General features: G+C 61.8%; 19 protein-coding genes and 1 pseudogene. 9 read left to right on the top strand and 11 right to left on the bottom strand.

Going from position 1 to position 20785, the window contains the following annotated elements; translation table 11 throughout:
* Positions 1–173: 173 nt before the first annotated feature.
* The 4 genes from tpx to ACWPW0_RS11255 all read right to left on the bottom strand — a co-directional run bounded on the left by tpx (position 174) and on the right by ACWPW0_RS11255 (position 6879).
* Positions 174–674: a thiol peroxidase gene (tpx, locus tag ACWPW0_RS11270; RefSeq protein WP_454255365.1), complete on the bottom strand. Its 501-nt coding sequence runs from the start codon at positions 672–674 to the stop codon at positions 174–176.
* Positions 675–791: 117 nt separating this feature from the next.
* Positions 792–4442 carry a translocation/assembly module TamB domain-containing protein gene (locus ACWPW0_RS11265; RefSeq protein WP_454255364.1) on the bottom strand — a complete coding sequence of 1217 codons (3651 nt, stop codon included), beginning with the start codon at positions 4440–4442 and terminating at the stop codon, positions 792–794.
* Positions 4439–6169, bottom strand: a complete 1731-nt coding sequence (locus tag ACWPW0_RS11260; RefSeq protein WP_454255363.1) for an autotransporter assembly complex protein TamA — start codon at positions 6167–6169, stop codon at positions 4439–4441. The genes ACWPW0_RS11265 and ACWPW0_RS11260 overlap by 4 nt, the downstream gene beginning before the upstream one ends.
* Positions 6170–6237: 68 nt before the next feature.
* Positions 6238–6879 (bottom strand): GNAT family N-acetyltransferase, encoded by a 642-nt coding sequence (locus ACWPW0_RS11255; RefSeq protein ID WP_447591750.1) that lies wholly within the window; start codon positions 6877–6879, stop codon positions 6238–6240.
* 277 nt (positions 6880–7156) lie between these two features.
* Here ACWPW0_RS11255 and xthA point away from each other — a divergent pair, with 277 nt between their 5' ends.
* The 4 genes from xthA to ACWPW0_RS11235 all read left to right on the top strand — a co-directional run bounded on the left by xthA (position 7157) and on the right by ACWPW0_RS11235 (position 10865).
* The gene (gene xthA, locus ACWPW0_RS11250) at positions 7157–7969 is read left to right on the top strand and encodes an exodeoxyribonuclease III (RefSeq protein WP_454255362.1); all 813 of its coding nucleotides are present in this window, start codon (positions 7157–7159) and stop codon (positions 7967–7969) included.
* Between the two features lie 121 nt (positions 7970–8090).
* Entirely contained in the window at positions 8091–9467 is a 1377-nt protein-coding gene (locus tag ACWPW0_RS11245; RefSeq protein ID WP_447591754.1) for a substrate-binding domain-containing protein, read from the top strand.
* Between the two features lie 240 nt (positions 9468–9707).
* The gene (locus tag ACWPW0_RS11240) at positions 9708–10706 is read left to right on the top strand and encodes a TerC family protein (protein WP_447591756.1); all 999 of its coding nucleotides are present in this window, start codon (positions 9708–9710) and stop codon (positions 10704–10706) included.
* On the top strand, positions 10707–10865 hold the full coding sequence (locus tag ACWPW0_RS11235; RefSeq protein WP_447591758.1) for a hypothetical protein: 159 nt from the start codon (positions 10707–10709) through the stop codon (positions 10863–10865).
* A 226-nt stretch (positions 10866–11091) separates the two neighbouring features.
* Here ACWPW0_RS11235 and ACWPW0_RS11230 read toward each other — a convergent pair whose 3' ends face one another.
* Both ACWPW0_RS11230 and ACWPW0_RS11225 read right to left on the bottom strand, forming a co-directional pair.
* Positions 11092–11703 (bottom strand): START domain-containing protein, encoded by a 612-nt coding sequence (locus tag ACWPW0_RS11230; RefSeq protein WP_447591760.1) that lies wholly within the window; start codon positions 11701–11703, stop codon positions 11092–11094.
* A 59-nt stretch (positions 11704–11762) separates the two neighbouring features.
* The gene (locus ACWPW0_RS11225; protein WP_447591762.1) at positions 11763–12017 is read right to left on the bottom strand and encodes a YkgJ family cysteine cluster protein; all 255 of its coding nucleotides are present in this window, start codon (positions 12015–12017) and stop codon (positions 11763–11765) included.
* 259 nt (positions 12018–12276) lie between these two features.
* Between ACWPW0_RS11225 and ACWPW0_RS11220 the strand changes: the two are divergent.
* Positions 12277–12354, top strand: a pseudogene (locus ACWPW0_RS11220) (DMT family protein); the annotation flags it as partial.
* A gap of 12 nt (positions 12355–12366) precedes the next feature.
* Here the strand turns inward: ACWPW0_RS11220 and ACWPW0_RS11215 are convergent.
* The gene (locus ACWPW0_RS11215; protein ID WP_447591764.1) at positions 12367–13245 is read right to left on the bottom strand and encodes an NAD(P)-dependent oxidoreductase; all 879 of its coding nucleotides are present in this window, start codon (positions 13243–13245) and stop codon (positions 12367–12369) included.
* A gap of 97 nt (positions 13246–13342) precedes the next feature.
* Here ACWPW0_RS11215 and ACWPW0_RS11210 point away from each other — a divergent pair, with 97 nt between their 5' ends.
* From ACWPW0_RS11210 to rhtA, 3 genes are all read left to right on the top strand, one after another.
* The gene (locus ACWPW0_RS11210) at positions 13343–13885 is read left to right on the top strand and encodes an exonuclease domain-containing protein (RefSeq protein ID WP_454255361.1); all 543 of its coding nucleotides are present in this window, start codon (positions 13343–13345) and stop codon (positions 13883–13885) included.
* Positions 13886–14008: 123 nt separating this feature from the next.
* Positions 14009–14290 (top strand): pyrimidine/purine nucleoside phosphorylase, encoded by a 282-nt coding sequence (ppnP, locus tag ACWPW0_RS11205; protein ID WP_447591768.1) that lies wholly within the window; start codon positions 14009–14011, stop codon positions 14288–14290.
* Between the two features lie 84 nt (positions 14291–14374).
* The gene (gene rhtA / locus ACWPW0_RS11200) at positions 14375–15247 is read left to right on the top strand and encodes a threonine/homoserine exporter RhtA (RefSeq protein WP_454255360.1); all 873 of its coding nucleotides are present in this window, start codon (positions 14375–14377) and stop codon (positions 15245–15247) included.
* A gap of 2 nt (positions 15248–15249) precedes the next feature.
* Here rhtA and ACWPW0_RS11195 read toward each other — a convergent pair whose 3' ends face one another.
* Complete coding sequence (locus ACWPW0_RS11195; RefSeq protein WP_454255359.1) at positions 15250–16353, bottom strand: saccharopine dehydrogenase family protein; 1104 nt, start codon at positions 16351–16353, stop codon at positions 15250–15252.
* Complete coding sequence (locus tag ACWPW0_RS11190; protein ID WP_454255358.1) at positions 16350–18128, bottom strand: ABC transporter transmembrane domain-containing protein; 1779 nt, start codon at positions 18126–18128, stop codon at positions 16350–16352. Before ACWPW0_RS11190 ends, ACWPW0_RS11195 begins: the two co-directional genes overlap by 4 nt.
* Before the next feature lie 187 nt (positions 18129–18315).
* Between ACWPW0_RS11190 and ACWPW0_RS11185 the strand changes: the two genes are divergently transcribed.
* A complete protein-coding gene (locus ACWPW0_RS11185) occupies positions 18316–18708 on the top strand; it encodes a GFA family protein (protein WP_454255357.1) in 393 nt (130 codons plus the stop codon).
* A gap of 276 nt (positions 18709–18984) precedes the next feature.
* Here the strand turns inward: ACWPW0_RS11185 and ACWPW0_RS11180 are convergent, their stop codons facing one another.
* Positions 18985–19551, bottom strand: coding sequence for a DUF1287 domain-containing protein (locus tag ACWPW0_RS11180; RefSeq protein ID WP_454255356.1), 567 nt, complete (start codon positions 19549–19551; stop codon positions 18985–18987).
* 102 nt (positions 19552–19653) lie between these two features.
* Positions 19654–20775: an ATP-NAD kinase family protein gene (locus tag ACWPW0_RS11175; protein ID WP_454255355.1), complete on the bottom strand. Its 1122-nt coding sequence runs from the start codon at positions 20773–20775 to the stop codon at positions 19654–19656.
* Between the last annotated feature and the right edge of the window lie 10 nt (positions 20776–20785).

Below are 20785 nucleotides of genomic sequence, written 5' to 3'. Positions count from 1 at the left end.
ACTATCGGCAGCCAAGCAAAGGGGCTTTACCGCCCATTTACCGTTCTCTGACATAACCAAGTGTTTGATGCACAAAGGAAATGGATATATCGAAGGCCTTTCGCATGTGCTGCAGGATGTTGCGCAAACAAAAACGGCTTACCGAAATAAGCCGTTGTGTACCCCCTGGGTGCTTACTTGAGCGCGGCGATGGCCGCGTCATAGTCAGGCTCATTGGCAATCTCGGTGACCAGTTCGCTGTGCAGCACCTTGTCGTTTTCGTCCAGCACCACCACGGCACGGGCGGCGACACCAGCCAGCGGACCGTTGGCCAGGGCAACACCATAGTCCTTGAGGAAATTGGCGCCACGCATGGTGGACAGGTTGATCACATTGTCCAGGCCTTCGGCACCGCAGAAGCGCGACTGGGCAAACGGCAGGTCGGCGGAAATGCACAGCACCACGGTGTTGGCCAGCTTGCTCGCTTCAGTATTGAACTTGCGCACGGAGGTGGCGCAGGTCGGTGTGTCGACGCTGGGGAAAATGTTCAGCACTTTGCGCTTGCCAGCCAGGCTGCTCAGGGTCACGTCCGAGAGATCCTTGCCAACCAGGCTGAATGCCGGGGCTTGGCCACCGGCTTGTGGCAGTTGGCCGTCGACCTGGATCGGATTGCCACGCAGGGTTACTTGAGCCATTTGGGTTTCCTTATGAGAGTGTGGTGCACGCATGCCAGGTGCCAGAGCACCCGACAGTAAAATTCAGCGCTGGAAGTGTCCTCCAGCTTCCAGGGGAAATCCAGCGGCCTGCGTCCATCAGAAGTCCCGGCGGTAGAACAGATCCAGCGAGCTGGCCAGGCCACTGGCAGCCTCCAGGTACAAACGTTTGCTCAACTCGTAACGCAACGCCACGACACTGGACGGCTCCAGCACCCCAAGGCCGTAGCGAATGCTCAGGCGGTCCGAGAGGCGGCCACTGGCGCCATCGTCGTCCAGTTGGAAGTCCTTGATGCCCAGGCGCTCGGCGATGTCACTGGTCAGCGGCGCACTGCCGGACAGACCAAGTGCCAACGCGGCCTGCCCCAGGGCATTGCCGTCACCATCACTGTTCATCGGGCGGCCCAGCACCAGATACGACAAGGCCTGCTCCTGGCTCATGGCCGGGGTCGAGAACACTTCGCTACGGGGCGCGTCAGCCCGACCGTTGAGGCGAACACCGGCGGTGACATCACCGACCTTGCGCACCGCTTCCACATCCAGATAAGGCTGATCCACCGGGCCGGCGAACAGCAACCGCGCACGGCGCAGATCCAGGCGCTGGCCATAGGCGCGGTAACGGCCGTTCTTCAGCGTCAGTTCGCCACGGGTAACCAGGTTGTCGCCTACTTGCAGGTGACCGAGCAGATCCGCCGTCAGGCCGAAGCCAGTGAAGCGCAGGCGATCAGCGCCTACCTCGACCTGCACATCCATGGCCAGTTGCAGGCCCTGATCACTCTGGTCCTGCTCGCCCACGATATGGGCATCGGGCGACACCTTGACCGTCTGCGGCGGCAGTTCACGAATGGTGATCTTGCCGCGCGGGACCGCCACCTTACCGCTGATGGACAGCGTGTCTCCCACCAGGGCGATACGCAGGTCCGGATCAGCCTCCAGGTTGGCATAGGGCTCGACGATTATGGGCAGGCTGCTGCCATGTAATGCCAGGTTGACTCGCGTCTCCGCGCCCCAGGCCAGTTCACCGTCGAGGTTGCCTGCGCCCTTGTCGCCACTGCGCCAACCACCGGTAAGACGCATGCTTTCACCGTCGATACGCGCATCGAGCTTGAGTTGCTCGACCGTGGTCGGCAGCTCGCCGCCGGCCAGCTTGCCGTCGCGCAGGCTCAGGTTTCCGCTGATATTGGGCACCTGCAAGGTGCCACTCAGGGTGCCACTGCCTTGCAGATGGCCCTCCAGAGTTTCCAATGCCGTGACAAAAGGCCGGGCAACCGACAGGTCGACGCCACTGAGGTGAAACTGCCCGGTCAATGGCTTGAGACGCGGACGGGGATCGAGTTGTGCACTGGCCTGCAGCTCGCCCAGACGCTCACCGGAGAACGTCAGCTGGCTGTCGATACGTTGCGGACGCAATGTGCTGTCCAGGTGCAAACGCTGATAGGGCAGATCGACCCACTGGCCCTGATCACGAATACGCAGCACCCCGCTGCCGGCATCGATCAGTACCCGACCATTGGGGCCACTGGCTGGCAGGCGAAGGTCGATATCGGCATTGAGTTCACCCTGCCAGGCGAAATCCTGGGGCAACCAGGGCGCCAGGCTGGCAAGAGGAAAATCGCGCAGCTTGTAGTCGATACGGGGATCGGGCAGCAGACGCTGCTCGCCACCACACAGGCTGGCAGGCCCGGACAACCAGCAGTGCGCACCGAACTCCAGGCGGCCATCGGCAAGATACTGCAGGCGCGCGGGCTGTTGTAACTGCCAGGTCTGCCCCCCACCCTGTACCTCGCCGCGGGCCAGCCGGCCGCGCCAGGCGCTGCCATCCCAGTCACCGGCGACGGCCAATCGAACATCCAGCAGGCCGCCGGCCAGGCCCAATGTGGCTTGTTGACGTTGCTCCGTGCCCGAGCCTTCCAAGTGCAGACGACCCAGCTCGGTATCGCCGCTGGCGAGCCCTTGGACATCCACCTGCAGATTGGCACGTTGCTGTGGGTCGAGGCGCGCGCTCACTGCCAGGCTTTGCGCCCGGTTATCGGCGAACGCCAAGCGGTCACCATTCAGCTGCAACGCACCTTGTGGAGCCTTCAGGCTGCCGGCCAGGTCGAGCCGACCGTTCACCCGTCCGCCGAGCTGTGGCCACAACTGGCCCAACCGATCCAGCGCCAGGTCGACCCGCCCCGTGAGGGCGCCGTCGAGTTTGGCTTGTCCCTGAATGCGGTTATCGCCAACGCGCAGCAGCAATTGCTCCAGAATCCAGCGTTGACCTGCTCCAGATGCTGTCGCCTGCAACACGGCGGGCTGGCCGCGAAGGCGACCCTGCAGGTCGAGATTGGCATTGAGGTCGAGCTGCTCGTTCTTGAGTGTGCCCTGGCTGGTGAGTTGTCCGCCCAGGCTGCCGGGCAGCTCCGCCAGCCAGAAGGCCGGGTCGAGGTCACGCAGCTGCAAGGCGGCATCCCAACCAACACCCTCCGCAAACATGACCTGTACATGGCCGTCGGCAGTGCCTTTACCCGCGTGCAGTTTCAGCTCATTCAGGCTCACCTGAGCCAGATCGCCAGTTAACTCGCTGGCAAGGCTGAAAGCGCCGGCTGGCCCATCCAGCTTTGCTTGAAAATTGCCGTCATAACGCTCATCGGCATAGTTCAAGTTGGCGTCCAGACGCCGTAACTGGACTGCGGGTGGCTGCTCCTGTGGCAACAGGCGCTGCCAGGGGAAGTCTTCCCACGCGAGCTGAGTGGTTGCCTTGAAGCCCTGCTGCCAGTCCAGCTGCCCCTGTACCGTCACCTGTTGCTGAGGCGCAGCGGTCAGTTGCAGGCCCTTGATCTCTGCGCCCAAGGCAGTCACTAGCCCGGCCAGGTCCAGCATGACGTCACCACCCTCCCCCGGCAATGTGGCCTTGCCTTGTACGGTGTAGCCCTGCTGCAAGTCCCCATGGGCGTTAAGCGCCAGTTGGTCGAGGCTCAAGGTGGCTGGCAGGTCGGCACTGGCCAGGAAGTGTTCGGCGCGAATATTCAAGCTGGCCGGCACATGATCGGCCAGCGCCTGAACCTTACCGTCGAGACTGGCAACCAGATAACCCTGGCTTGAGCCCTTGAGCTGCAACTGGTCCTGCAACTCACCCGATACCGTAATGTTCAGCTGCCAGGGCTGTGTATCAGGGGCTGGCAGACTCAGCACGGCCTGCGCCTGTAAGGGCCACTTGCCGTCAGGTTGTAGCGTGCCTTGCAAGGTCAGAGCGAGATCATCCATCCGGGCGTGCAGGTGTTCGATATGGATGCCATCCGCCTGCCACTCGGCACGCCCCTCCAGCTCTTGCAGAAGATCACTGCCATCCAGGTTGAAGCGGTCGACCTGCACCTTGCCCAGGCGGATCGTCAGCGGCAGATCAAGTGCGGGAAGCGTGATGGGTTCGGTGCTTGGCGTTTCTTCATCCGATGTTTCCGCCAGATGCAGATCGACCTGGCTGCTGACCAGCTCATCAATGCAAAGCTGACCACGCAGCAGGCAGCTCGGCGACCAGCTCAAGCGCGGCTGCAGCAGGGCGAGGCGCACACCCTCCTGCTCCCACACCAGGCTTTCAGCTTGCCAGTCACCGCCCAGGCGTCCCTGGTAGGCCTCTACACTCAGGCCAGGCACCTGGCTCAGCACCCAGCGGCTGCCTGTTTCGCTCCCAAGCAAGGCGACGAGCAGCAACAGCGTGACCAGCAGCATGCCAAGCAGGCCAGCTATCCCATACTTGAGTGCGCGCCTCACAGTTCCGGCCCCATGGAGAAGTGCAAACGTACGCCGCCGTCATCATCCAGCGCGTGGGCCAGATCGAGGCGAATCGGCCCTACCGGCGACACCCAACGCACACCGAAACCGACCCCGGTACGGCTCGCGCCATCGAGCGAGTCCAGCGCATTACCACGATCGACGAACGCCGCGATACGCCAGCGTTCGGCCACCGGGTACTGATACTCGGCACTGGTGACCATCAGGTAACGCCCACCGACCTTGTTGCCCTGCCGGTCTTCCGGCGACAGGCTTTGGTAGTCGTAACCGCGCACACTCTGGTCACCACCGGCAAAGAAACGCAGGGATGGAGGAATGGCGCTGTAGTTATTGGTGGCGATGCCGCCGAACTGGGCTCGCGCCAGCAGGCGATGCCCTCCCGGCAAGGTATACAGGCCGCGCGCCTGGGCATTGATGCGGGCCATGTCGGCATCCGACAGCAACCCCTCTTTCCCGGCGCTGACTTCTACCTGCAAGCGATAGCCTTTGTTCGGGTCGATGTTCGAGTCACTGCGCAGCAGGTTGTAGCTGATCCCTGGCATCAGGAAACTACTGCGCCCATCCGGGCTGCCATCGCCATAGTCGTAGACTTCCTGCTCCCAGCGCAGGGAAACGATACGTTGCCAGTTGTTGTCCAGCTGTCGCTGCCATAAGGCACCCAGACTCAGTCGTGCACTCTCCACATCGACCAGGTGCTCCTGCTGGTAGGCGCTGTTGAAGCGCAAGCTGTTGGTCAGGGGCGGGTCGAGTGGTATCTGGTACCAGGCGCCGACGTTCTGGCGTACGGCAGACACTTCGCTTTCCAAACCCAAGCTGTGTCCGTAGGCGTTGATCCACGGACGGGTCCAATTGCCCCGCGCACGCGGCCCGACATCCGTGGAATAGCCCAGGCCCACACCAAAACTGTTGGGTTTGACTGCAGCCAGCTCGACCTTTACCGGTATTTCCTGGACGTCCGCGACCGGGACTGCATCAACCCGGACCAGATCGAAGTAGCCGCTTCGCTGCAGGTTTTCACTGAGCTTGGCGACGAGGTCGGAATCATAGGGTGCGCCCTGAGCGAACGGCACGAAGCGCTCGAGCAACTCATCATCGAAAGGCGTGTCGCCCTGAAAGCTGACTGCGCCCAAATGATGGCGCGGGCCGCTGTCATAGATCAGCTCGATATCGGCACTGCCGGCAGGTGGGTCAATGTCGAGTTTCTGGCTGAGAAAACGTCCAGCGAAGAAGCCATAGCGCAGCGCCTGGTTCTCGATCAGTTTCTTGGCATCTTCATAGGTGCCGTGATTGAGCTTGGCGCCTGGTTGTAAACCCTTGCCACCAGGAGTCTTGAAAACGGCCAGGGCGGCAGCCTCACCCTCGATGCGTACAGTGACCTGACGCAGCCGGACCGGTTCTCCGGGGCGTACCTGCAATGTCAGACGGGGTTGGTTGTCACGGCCGAGGTCGACCGCGCCATTGATCTCGGCCTGGTAGTAACCGAGTGCCTGCGCAGCCTTGCTCGCCTGCTCTTCAGCACTGCGGCGGAAGTTGCGCAAGGCGTTCTCATCGCGCTCGCCCAGATCACCGATATAGGCCTCGATGTTGTTCTTGAGCGCACTGTTACTCGGCTCGACCTTGACGACCAGCAGTGCTTTCGCCTGAGCGGCGGAACAGAAACAGAGCAGGACTAGTAGCAGTCCGCGCAATCCATGGCAAAAATTCATGTGCCGGATGCTAACACGCCCACACCGTCGAGCCAGAGCCCTGGAAGCTTATCCGACGACTGCGTCAATCAGGCACGGGCCTGGGTGGTTACTTGTGGGTTGGGATGAAAGAAGACGTGCTCGATGATCGGCCCGACCGCCACTTCACCAATTTCCTCATAGCCCTGCCGCTTGTAGAACTCCAGGTAATGCGGATTGCCGGTATCCAGGACCACGCCCTGCGAGCCGGCATCTTCCGCGCACCAGTTGTGCAAGGCAGCCAGCAGTTGCTCGCCCAGGCTCTGGCCCTGGAACTCCGGGTGCACGCCAAGCAGGGGCAATACGTGATAAGGCCCGGGCGGCAGGCAGGCAAGTACGGCACTGTGGTAGTCGAGATAACGCCGGGTGCAGCGGAAACCCGTGGTCATCAGCATACGCAAACGCCAGGCCCAGCTCTCGGTGATACCCAGGCGCCGCTGAGGGGGGGCAATGAGCGCCACGCCAACCAGGCGATCGGCGATCAGCAGGCCGATGGCAGGCAGGTCTTCCGCAAAATGTTGGTGTACCAGTTCTCGCACGGTGGCGCGTACGCGCTGGTCAAAGCCAGGACGTTCACTTTCGAACAAATAGGCAAACGTCGGATCGTGGCGATAGGCGTGGTACAGCAGAGAGCGTGCTTCGCGGCTGTAGCTGTGTTCGAGCAGACGGACTTCGGCGGTGCGGGTGGGCATCAGGCGACCTCATTTGTCAGTAGCTGATCCGAATCTCTTGATCGTCGGCCATGCTGCGTTGAAATGGAGTCCGGGCTGCTCATTTACAGCTCGTGAACTCCGCGCCCTCGCCCCATTTCGCCTTGACTGGCTCTAGCTCAAGAGATCGGCAACAAACTTTCTTATTGGATTTTGCGGGTCAGCAGCCACGTTAGCACTGCCAACCCGGACCTGCCAGGCGCTGGCCGTCATCCGACACCTGAGCTAGCATCGCGGTTTTCCTCGCTGGTAGCTGCCCATGAAGATCGTTTCCTTCAATATCAACGGCCTGCGCGCCCGTCCTCATCAGTTGGCGGCACTGATCGAAAAACATCAGCCCGATGTGATCGGCCTGCAGGAAACCAAGGTCTCGGATGAACAATTCCCCGAGGCGGAAATTCGCCAGCTCGGCTATCACGTGCATTACCACGGGCAGAAAGGCCACTATGGGGTCGCCCTGCTCTCGCGCCAGGCACCTCTGGAGCTGCACAAAGGCTTCCCGGATGATGGCGAAGAGGCCCAGCGGCGTTTCATCTACGGCACCTTTGCCGACGCCGAGGGCAACCCTGTCACCGTGATGAACGGCTATTTCCCGCAAGGCGAAAGCCGTGATCACCCGGTCAAGTTCCCGGCCAAGCAGCGTTTTTATGCAGACCTGCAAAACCTGCTCACCAGCCGCTTCCAGCCGGATCAACCGCTGGTGGTGATGGGCGATATCAATATTTCCCCGGAAGACTGCGACATCGGCATTGGCGAGCCAAACCGCCTGCGCTGGCTGAAAACCGGCAAGTGCAGCTTTCTCCCGGAAGAACGCGAATGGCTCGCCACGCTGAAAAGCTGGGGCCTGATCGACAGCTTCCGCCACCTGCATCCCGCGGTGAACGACCGCTTCAGCTGGTTCGATTACCGCAGCCGCGGTTTCGAGGACGAACCCAAGCGTGGCCTACGTATCGATGTGATTCTCGCCAGCTCGCCGCTGCAATCCCGGATCAAGGATGCCGGCATCGACTACGACCTGCGCGGCATGGAAAAACCCTCCGATCATGCGCCGATCTGGCTTGAACTGAGCTGACTACATCCCTCTTGCGGAGCCCGCAATGCATGGCTCCGCAAGAAGGCGCTGTAACGTCGCTGCAACCTTACCGACTTAATCTCCCCGACACTTTCACTCCCTCCAAGAAGGTGTCTGCCGCATGTCGCGCGCCCTGTCTGTCAATGATCGACAAACTTCTCATCACGCCTACGCCTGGCTCCTGCTGGGCTTCATCTGCTATGCCCTGCCTTGGTCGATCTTCGCTGCTGATGCCCGTGACGCGGATACCGTGTTGCGCATTCAGGGCTCCAACACCATCGGCGCCAAACTGGGTCCAGCCCTGGTCAAAGGCTTGTTCGAAGAGCAAGGGCTGCGCGCCATTCGCGTCGAGGACACCGAGGTAGAAAACGAACAGCAGGTCGTTGCCGAAACGAAAACTGGCCAGCGCGTTCGCGTCATGGTGGCCGCACACGGCTCGGGAACCGGGTTTACCGCGCTGCAAGACGGCAGCGCCGAGCTGGCCGCTTCCTCACGGCCAATCAAGGACGCCGAAGCCAAGAGCCTGGTCAGCCTGGGTGACATGCACAGCCTTGCGGCCGAGCAAGTCATTGCCATCGACGGCCTGGCAATCATCGTCAATCCGAGCAACCCACTGAATGCCTTGAGCACCGAACAGCTCGCGGCCATCTATGCCGGCGAGATCAAGACCTGGGAGCAGATCGGTGGCCGTGGCGGCGCCATCAACCTGTATGCCCGTGATGACAAATCCGGTACCTATGACACCTTCAAGGAACTGGTGCTGGCCAGTCATGGCAAGGCCCTGGCCGCCAATGCCAAACGCTTCGAATCGAGTGATCGACTCTCCGACAGCGTGAGCAGCGATCCAGGCGGAATCGGCTTTATCGGCCTGCCTTACGTGCGCCAGAGCAAGGCCGTGGCGATTGCCGACGGCCAGTCGCAACCGATGCAGCCGAGCATCACCTTGATCGCCACGGAGGACTACCCCCTCTCCCGCCGTTTGTTCCTCTACCATGCCCCCAGCAACGGCAACCCCTGGGCCAAGGCGTTGATCGAGTTCGCCCACAGCCCGCGCGGGCAAGCCATTGTCGAACAGACAGGCTTCATTGCGCAGACCGTGCAGGCCGTGAAAGTGGCGAGCAGCCCTGAAATGCCCGAGGAGTACCAGGCGCTGACCCAGGGTGCGCAACGGCTGTCGGTGAATTTTCGCTTTCAGGAAAACAGCGCTGTGCTGGATAACAAGGCACAGCGCGATATCGACCGGGTAATCGACTACCTGGTGCAGCACGACAAGCTGCAACACAAGGTCGTGCTGGTCGGTTTCGGTGATCCGAAGAGCGATCCAGCCCGTGCCGCACTCCTGTCCAAGCTGCGCGCGATGGCGGTACGCCGCGAGCTATCCCGCGCCAAGGTGATCTTCCGCGACATTATCGGCCTGGGTGAATTGCTTCCGGTGGCGGCCAACTCGGCCGACGAAGGCCGGATCAAGAACCGCCGGGTCGAAGTGTGGGTGTACTGAGTGCGCTGTAGAAACCAGAAGCACCGCACTGCACGCTCTTCTTTGCCTCCGGGCAATCTCTTGAAACGGCGAAGGGTTGCCAGGCATCGCCTGGCCCATTAGCCTTTATCGGGTGACGCCGGGCCCCTCTGGCGGTGAAATCTCACCGTGATGTCGGAGTCACTTCCCAGGTCCCATGTACAACGGTCGTTCTCAATCGGCCGTTTTTGCATAGGACCCGAACATCACGCCGGAGGGGCCATGACCGAACTGCTCGATCTTCTTCATACACCTTGGCTCGGCACAGCTGCCTGGCTGTGGCTGAGTTTCCTTGCCATCGTTATCGCCCTGCTGGCGTTCGACCTCGGCATTCTGCACCGCGACCAACATGAAATCGGCATGCGCGAGAGCTTGCTGCTTTACAGCGGCTACTTCAGCGTCGGCGTGCTGTTCGGCGCCTGGGTCTGGTGGGAAATCGGCTCTGCACAGGCCCTGGAGTTCTACACCGGGTTTCTGGTCGAACAATCGCTATCGATGGACAACGTGTTCGTCATGGCCATGATCTTCGGCTTCTTTGGTATCCCGCGGCGCTACCAGCACCGGGTGCTGTTCTGGGGCATCATCGGCGTGATCGTACTGCGTGCGCTGATGATCGGCCTTGGTACCGCTCTGGTGAAAGAGTTCGAATGGGTGCTGTATATCTTCGGTGCCTTTCTGCTGTTCACCGGCGTGAAGATGATGTTCAGCAAGCCGGAGCATCAGGCAGACCTGGCCAACAATCCGGTACTGCGCTTTCTACGCAAGCACATCCGCATGACCGATGAGCTGCACGGTGGCAGCTTCTTCGTCCGCCGCCCATCGTCGTCCGGCAAAATGCTGCTCTACGCGACCCCACTATTCCTGGCGCTGGTGCTGATCGAGCTGGCTGATCTGGTCTTCGCCGTGGACAGCGTGCCTGCCGTGTTCTCAATCACCCAGGACCCGTTCATCGTCTACACCTCGAACATATTCGCGATTCTCGGCCTGCGCTCGCTGTACTTCGCCCTGGCTGCGCTGATGCATCGGTTCGTCTACCTCAAATACGCCTTGGCCCTGGTGCTGATCTTCATCGGCGGAAAGATTTTCCTGCACGGTTTCATTGGCAAGATTCCCGCACTGGTTTCTCTTGGCGTAACCTTGGGACTGCTGGTGGGCGGCGTGCTGCTGTCACTGGTAAAAACCCGCAACAGCGTGGTCGAGGACCAGGAGAAATCGGCGTAAATGCAGGATGTGCGCATTGAAACCTTGCAACACAACGGGCGTCAGCTGTGGCGCGTTCGAGTCGGGCGACGCGCCCTCACGTTTCACGAAGAACTCGCCGCACGCACTTTTGCCGCACAGTTGCACCTGCGCCTGGTGTGGTTGAGCCAGCAGGAGTGAGTGCCGGCGGTGAACTGCCGAGGCTCGGCTTTAACGCATCGAATTTAAAACCCTAGGCCTTCTCCTTGAGGCCATTGCGGGCGCCGTAATTGGTGGGCTGAAGCCCTACGCAGTAGACAGGCTCTGTAGGGTGGGCTTTTAGCCCACCAATTGGCGCGTCAAGAAACGTAAAAGTCGAATGCCCGCAATCGCCTCCATCCGCCCTATATCGAAACGTCCACAGGCGCTAGCGCCCTTCGGCTTTGGCCCGTAGATCGTGCAGGGTCTTGAACGGCGCATCGACCACGAAACTGTTGGCCAGCCAGGAGGGCACGCTACCACCAGGCTCGGTGTGCACCTGATAGACGACCTCGACTTCCCCCGCCGCCTTGGGCTCGAAGGTCCAGTACCCCTGCAGGCTGGCCACGCGGACATAATCCTTGTCCGTCGGCAGATAATCCGGCGTGCCTTCCATGCTGCGTTTCACTCCGCCATCGGCGGTTTCGCTGGTGGTCACATGCAGAATGGAGTCACGTGCGGCGACTGGCCAGGGCATCTTGAAACGGCTGTAGACCCAGCTCTGGTTGCCTTCATGCTTGAGCAGACGCTGCTCGGCACAGGCATGAATCCATACGCAGGAGCCTTTCAGATCCTCCTGTAATGCACTCAATGTCGCGATATCGGTCTTGATCGTGGTCACGCCACGGTAGGCCTTGTACTTGGAGCCAGCCACTTCGCTCAGGTACACACGAATACCGTCTTCATCCTTGGCCAGTTGCCAGTCCTCGGCCTGCACAGCACCAGCCAGCGCCATGACACCCAACCCGCATACTGCAATCATCCGGCTCAACGAAACCATAACCAGGCATTCCTTATAGGCAGTAGCCGCCACCATAGGGTGGCGACGGACAATGGAAATCACGACGCGGTTGCCTGCTCCAGCCAGCCAAGCAGGTTGATGGCTTGTTCACGGCTATCGCCACACACAGCCGGGTCGGCTGAAAACCCCACGCATACGGCAGGTCGCTTGGGGTTACCAAACAGGCCACACAGATTTGAGAGCGTGAGATGGATGCAACGTTCCCCTGCCGCCTTGCCGAACGGCATGCCGGGGATCGGGGAGCTTATGGAAGGCGCGATGCAGCAGGCGCCGCAGCCGGCACGGCATTGCATGAAGGGCGATCTCGGGACCAAACGGCGCAAATTCTAGCGGCGCTTTTTTGCAAAAAAAAGCTGAATTTAAGTCATTGGAAGTGGATGCCGTCACCGAAATAATCCGGGGTGCTCGACAACCTTATCCGCGAAATCCACGTTTGGGTTTCACTCATAAATGGCCCTCTGGCTGCCAGGCGTCGCAATGATCAGCCGGGCCAATCTGGCCACCACCTACACCTGATATGGCACCAAATCACAGGGCAACGCCTGGGCAGGAGTCCCCTTCAGCGTGCTGTACATGCAGCAACCGCTGAAGCGGGACTATCGCTGGGCCGGCATCTGCCTGCAGGGCGCTTTCAGAGATCGATCAGCCCTTGCTCACCGGTTTGAGGCGGGCCAACAGGCTCGAGGTGTCCCAACGGCCGCCGCCCATTGCCTGCACATCCGCATAGAACTGGTCGACCAGCGCCGTTACCGGCAATTGCGCGCCATTGCGGCGAGCTTCATCGAGCAGAATCGACAGATCCTTGCGCATCCAGTCCACGGCAAAACCGAAATCGAACTTGCCGTCGAGCATGGTCTGATGACGATTCTCCAGTTGCCAGGACTGTGCCGCGCCCTTGCTGATCACTTCCATCGCGGCGTGTGCGTCGAGCCCGGCACACTGGGCAAAGTGCAGCGCCTCGGCCAGGCCCTGGACCAGCCCGCCGATGCAGATCTGATTGACCATCTTGGTCAGCTGACCACTGCCGACCGGCCCCATCAGCTTGACCATCTTGGCGTAAGCCTCGATCACCGGAGCTGCACGGTCATAGAACGCCTGTTCGCCGCCAACCATGACCGTCAGCATGCCATTTTCGGCACCCGCCTGACCGCCTGAAACCGGGGCATCGAGAAAACCCAGCTCGCGCTCGGCGGCCAGTACGGCCAGCTCGCGAGCCACGTTGGCCGATGCCGTGGTGTGATCGACCAATACGCTGCCCGGTGTCATACCGGCGAACGCACCATCGGCACCCAGCAATACACTGCGCAGGTCATCGTCGTTGCCGACACAGGTCATGACGAACTCGGCATCGCGAGCGGCTTCGCGGGGTGTGGCGGCCGATTCGCCTGCGAATTCATCCTCCCATAATCCGACCTTGGCGGCCGAGCGGTTGTAGACGCACACCTCGTGCCCTTCGCACGCCAGATGCCCTGCCATCGGAAAGCCCATGACGCCCAGCCCGATAAAAGCCACCTTAGCCATCGCACACCTCCGCAATTCGTGTCATCAACAGCCTAACACGCAGTTTGCCGGTGCGAGAAAGCCCTTCCATACTCAGCCCACGACCGCAGGAGGGGCTATGCGCCATTGGCTGGTAATCGACCTGGAAGCCACTACAGAAGAAGGTGGCTGGCCTCTGCAGGAGATGGAAATCATCGAGATTGGCGCCAGCCTGGTGAACGCTCAAGGTCATGAACTCGACCATTTCCAGCGTTTCGTACGTCCCCTGCGTCGCCCCTGCCTGACCAGCTTCTGCCGGGCGCTTACGCATATCAGCCAGGCCAACGTCGATTCGGCTGCAACGCTGGCGACCGTCTGGCCACAGTTCGAGCGCTGGCTGACACCTCATATTCCACACCTGACGGCCTGGGCCAGTTGGGGCGACTATGATCGTCGGCAACTAGAGCAGGAATGGCATCAGCATGGCCTGCACAGCCACCTGCGTGACCTGGAGCATCGCAATCTCAAGCAAGGCTTTGCCCAGGCCCGCCAACTCAAACGTCCGGTGGGGCTGCATACCGCGCTGCAACTGGCCGGCATGAGTTTTCAGGGGCAGCAACACCGCGCTCTGGAAGATGCCCGCAACACCGCACGGTTGCTGCCATTGATCCTCGGCGGCTGATCCAGCCCCCAATGGCCTGGCTGCCGGCAGTCAGACGCTCAGCGTCCCCCCCTGAAAGCGGATGACGCCTTCACGCGCCTTCGGCATACTGGCCCACCTTTTTTAACCCTTGAGGAAACCTGCATGTTCAAGGTCAACGAGTACTTCGACGGCACCGTCAAATCCATCGGCTTCACCATGAGCGAAGGTCCGGCTACGCTGGGTGTGATGGCCCCAGGCGAGTACGAGTTTGGCACCAGCCAACTGGAGATCATGCACGTGGTAGCTGGCGCACTGACCGTCAAGCTGCCAGATAGCGAAAGCTGGGAAACCTTTGCTGCTGGCAGCCAGTTCACCGTACCGGCGAACAGCAAGTTTCAGCTTCAGGTTGCCGTCGACACGGCCTACCTCTGCGAATATCGCTGAGTACGTCGCGGCACCAGAAAACCGGCCCTGGTGGCCGGTTTTTTCTTTGCAGATGAATCACACCCTTACCTGACGGATGTACCCATGCCTCGCCTCACACTGACCAGTTCGGTCATCCTGCCCATCGCCCTGCTTCTGGTCGCGATGACATCCATCCAGGGAGGCGCTTCGCTGGCCAAGAGCCTGTTCCCCCTGGTCGGGGCGGAAGGCACAACTGCCCTGAGGCTCAGTCTGGGTGCGCTGATTCTGGCATTGGTGATGCGCCCGTGGCGGGCGCGTCTTACATTGGGCTCCTGCCGCTCGCTGCTGGCCTACGGCGTTTCTCTGGGCGGCATGAACCTGCTGTTCTACATGTCGCTGAAGACGATTCCGCTGGGGATTGCCGTCGCTCTGGAGTTCACCGGGCCGCTGGCGCTGGCATTGTTCTCATCACGCCGCGTGCTCGATTTTGCCTGGATCATCCTGGCGATTTTCGGTCTATGGCTGCTCTTGCCGACGCAACAATCCAACGAACACCTTGACCCTCTGGGCATGGCCCTGGCGCTCGCTGCAGGCGTGTGCTGGGCAGCCTATATCGTCTTCGGTCAGAAGGCCGGCGCTGAACATGGCAGCCACACAGTCGCACTCGGCACGCTGGTTGCCGCGATTCTGGTGTTCCCGATTGGCCTCTGGGAAGCCGGTAGTGCGTTGTTTTCCGTGGATCTGCTGCCTGTGGCGCTGGCCGTTGCCGTGCTGTCCTCGGCATTACCCTACTCGCTGGAGATGATCGCCCTCACCCGCCTGCCGGCCCGTACCTTCAGTATTCTGATGAGCATGGAGCCGGCCATTGCTGCATTGTCCGGGCTGATTTTCCTCAGCGAGCGCCTGGGCACTCAGCAATGGCTGGCCATCGGTGCGATCATCATGGCCTCTGCTGGTGCCGCAGCCACCATCAAGCCGCGGGCAAACCACGCGTGAGATCAGCGCTCGGCGGTGGTGATCGCCAAGCCCTCTAACTCGCTCAGGTACTCCTGCAGATCGAGCAGACCGATACAGGGCATCGCACCACGTTCAGCCTGCGTGCCAGCTGCCAGTTTGCGGGCCAACGCCACGGCCGCCATGCAGGGGATGTTCGGGCCATCGTTGTTCAATGCTTGCAGCTCCCACACCCGCTGCAGCGCGTTGCCACTCAGGTCCAGCCCCTGCAAACGCACGAACATGCCACTTATGCCATCGCCGAACGGCTCCAGCAGCACAGCGCCCTTGCGCAGGAAAGCCGCCAGCGGTACGGCGCTGCGCAGCAGGCCGCCACGTACCAGCCAGGACAACAGCCAGGTGCCAAACTGGGTAACACGCAAGCCGACCCCGGCCGAGAAGCGCACGCTGCGTACGCCTGGATAACGGACAGGAAACAGCTGCAGATCGGGGATGTCGCAGTTGATCACCCAGCGTTTCCCCTGCGGTGCAGGGAAATCGTGAGCGCTCAGCTCCTGCCAACCATGGACTGTCTGCCAGGCACCCTCGCGCCACTGCCGTATGGGCTTGCCGCAGTAGTCGAGTACACCCGCCAGGGTCGAGACGCCGGGCGTCTTTTCCGAAGAACTGATGCCATGCCAGATGCTGTGCAGTTGGCTGAATTGCGGCAACAGATGATCGACGACGGCCGCGCTCAATGCCGGCACGGAGCTGGCGCCGCTGCACACCAGCACCCCGGCCTTGCGTGCGGCTTCGTCGAGCTCGTCAATCCCGCAGACAAACGCCCGCGCATCCGCCAGGTCGATATAGTGCGCGCCGGCGGCGATAGCGGCCTTCGCCACCCGATAGTCCTGGCGCTGAAAGGGGCCGGCCGTGGAGATCACCAGGTGCGTGCCCAGCTCGCGAAGGCGCTGGCCCAGATCCGTCTGATTGATATCCAGGCGCACTGCCTGGCTGCCCGTCTGTTGCGCCAGCGCTTCGGCCTTGGCCAGATCGCGCCCGGCAACCCAGACACGCATGCCGGCAATGCTGCTCAATCGCTGGACGATCACCTGGCCGAAGTTGCCATAACCGCCCAGCACCACCACCATGAAATCCCTATCGTTCACTCCTCTGCTCCTGCATCGTGGTTGAATTGCAGCTCGGCCAGTCGCGCATAGAGTGGGTTGGAAGCGACCAGTTCACTGTGACTGCCAATGGCGACCAGCCGCCCTTGCTCGATCACCGCGATACGGTCGGCACTCTTCACCGTGGCCAGGCGGTGCGCGATGACCAGCGTGGTCCGGCCCTGCATCAGCGTCGGCAGCGCTTGCTGGATCAGGTGCTCGCTTTCAGCGTCCAGCGCGCTAGTGGCTTCATCCAGCAACAGGATCGGCGCATCCACCAGCAAGGCACGAGCAATGGCCAGACGCTGGCGCTGGCCGCCGGACAGGCCCAGTCCCGCATCACCCAGGTGGGTCTGATAGCCCTGTGGCAGGCGCTGGATAAACGCGTGGGCATGCGCTGCCCGGGCGGCCGCCTCGACTTCGGCCTGGCTGGCGTCAGGTTTGCCATAGCGCAGGTTGTCCTCAACGGTGCCGAAGAACAGCGCGGGATTCTGCGAAACCAGAGCGAAGCAACGACGCAGGTCCGTCGGATCGAGCCGGTTGATGGGGTGTCCTTCAACCAGGATGCGCCCCTGTTGGGGATCGAAGAAACGCAACAGCAGGTCGAACAGGGTCGACTTGCCGGCGCCCGAGGGCCCGACCAGGGCCAGGGTTTCCCCCGGGCGCACCTGCAGGCTGATGCCATCCACGGCGAAATGATCGGGACGTGACGGATAGGCGAAGCGCACGGCATCCAGCTCGATGGCGCCGCTGATGCGCGCTGGCAGCTGGATCAAGCTCTCTTCGGGCGCGACGATGGCATTGCGTGTCTGCAGCAGCTCGGCAATCCGCTCCGCCGCGCCTGCCGCGCTTTGCAGCTCGCCAATGACCTCGCTGATCGAGCCGAAGGCCATGCCGACGATCAGGCTGTAGAACACGAAGGCAGCCAGGTCGCCGCCGGAAATACGCCCGGCGATCACATCCATGCCGCCGACCCAGAGCATCACCCCGACCGCGCCGAGTACCAGCACGATGACCACGGTGATCAGCCAGGCGCGCTGGGTGATGCGCTTGCGCGCGGTGGCGAACGCCGCCTCTACCGTTGCGCCAAAGCGCTGCCGGTCCTGCGCCTGGTGATTGTAGGCCTGCACCGTCTTGATCTGGCCGAGGGTCTCGCCGACATAGCTGCCCACGTCGGCGACCCGGTCCTGGCTCTGCCGCGACAGGCTGCGCACCCGGCGACCGAAGATCAGGATCGGCGCCACCACCAGCGGCAGCGCGACGATGACGATGGCACTGAGCTTGGGGTTGGTGAAGAACAGCAGGCCGATGCCGCCGACCATCATGATGCCGTTGCGCAGCGCCATCGACAGCGAGGAGCCGATCACGGTCTGCAGCAAGGTGGTGTCGGCGGTCAGTCGCGACTGGATTTCCGAAGCCCGGTTGCTCTCGTAGAACCCGGGATGCAGGGCAATCAGGTGGTTGAACACGCGTTTGCGAATATCGGCCACGAAGCGTTCGCCGATCCACGACACCAGATAAAAGCGGGTGAATGTACCGATGGCCAGCGCCACCACCAGCACGAAGAACAGCGCAATCGAGTGATTCAGCGCTTCCTGGGATTGTGTAGCCAGGCCCTGGTCCACCAGCAGGCGAATGCCCTGCCCCATGGACAGCGTGATGGCAGCGGTGAACATCAACGCCAGTAAGGCACCGATCACCCGCCAGCGGTACGGTGCAACGAAGCGCCCGGCCATGCGCACGGCATTGCGCTGACGGGCAGACAGGATCGAAAGCATGTGGCACTCGCAGATGGGCAACCGCCCAGGCAGAAATCAGTCTCGACCGTTAGCAGCCGGCCATGGGGTGCAGCAACACAACAGTCCTGCCCAAGCAGATGGGGGCGATGCGCCACAACATCAAGCGGGCTTGATCGATCGTGACCCGGAGCGCATCGTGAACGCTGAGTCATAGAGGAGATACAGCATGGAGCGATTCACCGGCGGCTGCCTGTGCGGCAACGTACGCTTCGTGGCCTCGGGACAGCCCTATCGGGTAGGGCTTTGCCACTGCCTCGATTGCCGCAAGCACCATGGGGCGCTGTTCCATGCGTCGGCGATTTTTCCCCAGGAGTCGGTGTCGATCATGGGCGAAACCCGCGACTACGCTGGACGATTCTTCTGCCCACGCTGCGGCTCGTCGGTTTTCTCTCGCACCGCTGACGAAATCGAAGTGAACCTGGGGTCCCTCGATGCCCCAGACCAACTGATGCCCACCTACGAAAGCTGGATTGTCCGTCGTGAAGCCTGGCTGCCGCCCTTTTCACTCACGAGGCGTTATCAGCATGACCGTGACAGTGCGGGGCGGTTCGAGGAGTAACGTCGCTCTGGTCTAAACGGCGCTCCGCTTCCGCCCACCTCTGCCGGTGGATAGTGGGCTAGAGCGGAGCGCCGCCCGGCCCACCCTACTCGCTACTCAATGAAACTGCATGCCCCCCGGCCTCACCTTGCTCGCTAGATTCTGTACGAAAAGTGCCTGCGCTCGGTGAGGCTGCGTTAAAAACAGGCCCAGAATGCTCATTTACAGCACGTAAACTCCGCTTCTTCGCCTGTTTTGCCTTGCCTGACCTTCGCTCGACGACTTTTCGTACAGAACCTAGCCCTTGCCGGGAAAGCGGTAGTGGCCGATCACCTTGAAGCGCAGCAGGATGTCCTCCTCGCGGGTTCCGCTGCCGATATTATGCAGGACCAGCGGCACACCGCTCGTCGTTTGCCGGTCGGAGACGATACCGATATGGGTCAGGCCCCGGCCCAGATCCCAGGTGACGATATCCCCGGCACGGTAATCAGTCGCGACCTCCGAGACAGGCTGGGCCATACCCTGGCGACGCAACCAGGTCATCAGATTGGGAACGCGGCGGTGGTCGATATTGCGGTCGGTGCTGCGCAGCCCCCAGTTCTTCGGGTAGACGGAGAAATGCGCGCGCATATCCTCATGTACCGCTTGCTGCAGATCCAACCCCTGGTCGCGCAGAGCGCGGATGACCACGTCGGTGCATACGCCCGTCGACAGCGGTACATCACCGCCGGGGTAATCGAGCTTGCGATAGACCGGGTCATAGCTCAGGGTCACGCCCACCTGTTGGCGGGCCGAGTCAACCAGACGCTGCGCGTCGATACTGGCCCAGCCTGGCGGGGATAGCAGCGCCAGGCAGAGTCCCATCCAGAGAATCGATGCCCTGACCAGCGCGCTGCAGCGAGGAAGCGGAGGATTACGGTACGAAAAACTGCCTGTTTGCATTTCAATATCTCCCTGATTCCAGCGTCAACTACCCCACCCCACCGGGTAAAGCAGTTCTTCCCTGTAGCCGGCCCACACCCGTACGGCATCGGGGAATGTGTCATCCAGCAGAGGGTCACCACTGTCGACCAGCAGCGGCCGCCCTTCCAGCGTACCGAGCTTGCGCTTGCTCGCCACGACGCGTAGATGCTCCAGGCCGATGGCACGCAACACGCGCGGGCTGATCTGCTGATTGCCGCGCCCAATGATGTGGCCCTGGCCGCCGATTGCCGTGACCAGCAGACGCGCAGGATAGCCGTCGACCAGATTGAAGAGCTCGCGCTCGGTCACATCGTGAGCGATCACCTGGCCATTCTCGATGACATCTACACCCAGCAAGGTGGTGTGCAGATTCAGATTGGCGGCCAGCCCGTGCAAGGTCGAGCCCGGCCCGAAGACATAGCGCACCCCTTCTTCCCAGCTATCGCGCAGCCAGTCGGCGAGGTCGACCAGCACCAGCTCTTCCGATTCCATGCCGGCCTGCTTCACATGCTGCATGAAGCCACCCTCCTCCGGCACCGTCAGCTCGCCGTACCAGCGCGCGCTGACCTTGCTTTGGCGCAAGGCCGCCTCGTCAAGATCGCGCACCTCGCCGCTGGTCAGCCGCACCAGGCCGCCTTCGACCAACCGCCGCGTAAGCTCACCCGCCGCTCTCGGGCTGATGGCATAGACCCCGGAGTGGATTTTCACTCCAGCCGGAATACCCAGCACCGGCTGCCCCTCGCGGGCGGCGGTACAGATGTCGCGAGCCGTACCGTCGCCACCCGCGAACAGGATCAGCGCGCAACCGATTTCCTGCAGCAGGTGCATGGCCTGGCGTGTGTCATCGGCGCAGGTCGCCCCATTTTCAAGGCTGCCCAATACCTGATGGGCAAAGCCCAACTGCGCCAGCAGGTCGGCGCCCATGGGGCCGGGAAAGGTCAGGAAGGTCACCCGCTCGGCGACCGGGCGCAGGCATTCGAGAGCGATGCGCGTACGTTCTGCGGCCCGTGGTTCGGCGCCGAGCGCCAGAGCCTCCTGTGCCACGCCATCACTGCCCTTGAGCGCCGCCGTACCACCCAGGCCAGCCAGGGGATTGATGATCAGGCCCAGATGAAACGTGTTCATGCCCTCTCCT

The sequence above is a fragment of the Pseudomonas sp. Marseille-Q8238 genome, from assembly GCF_965111915.1.
This window is presented reverse-complemented; position numbering and strand designations above follow the sequence as displayed.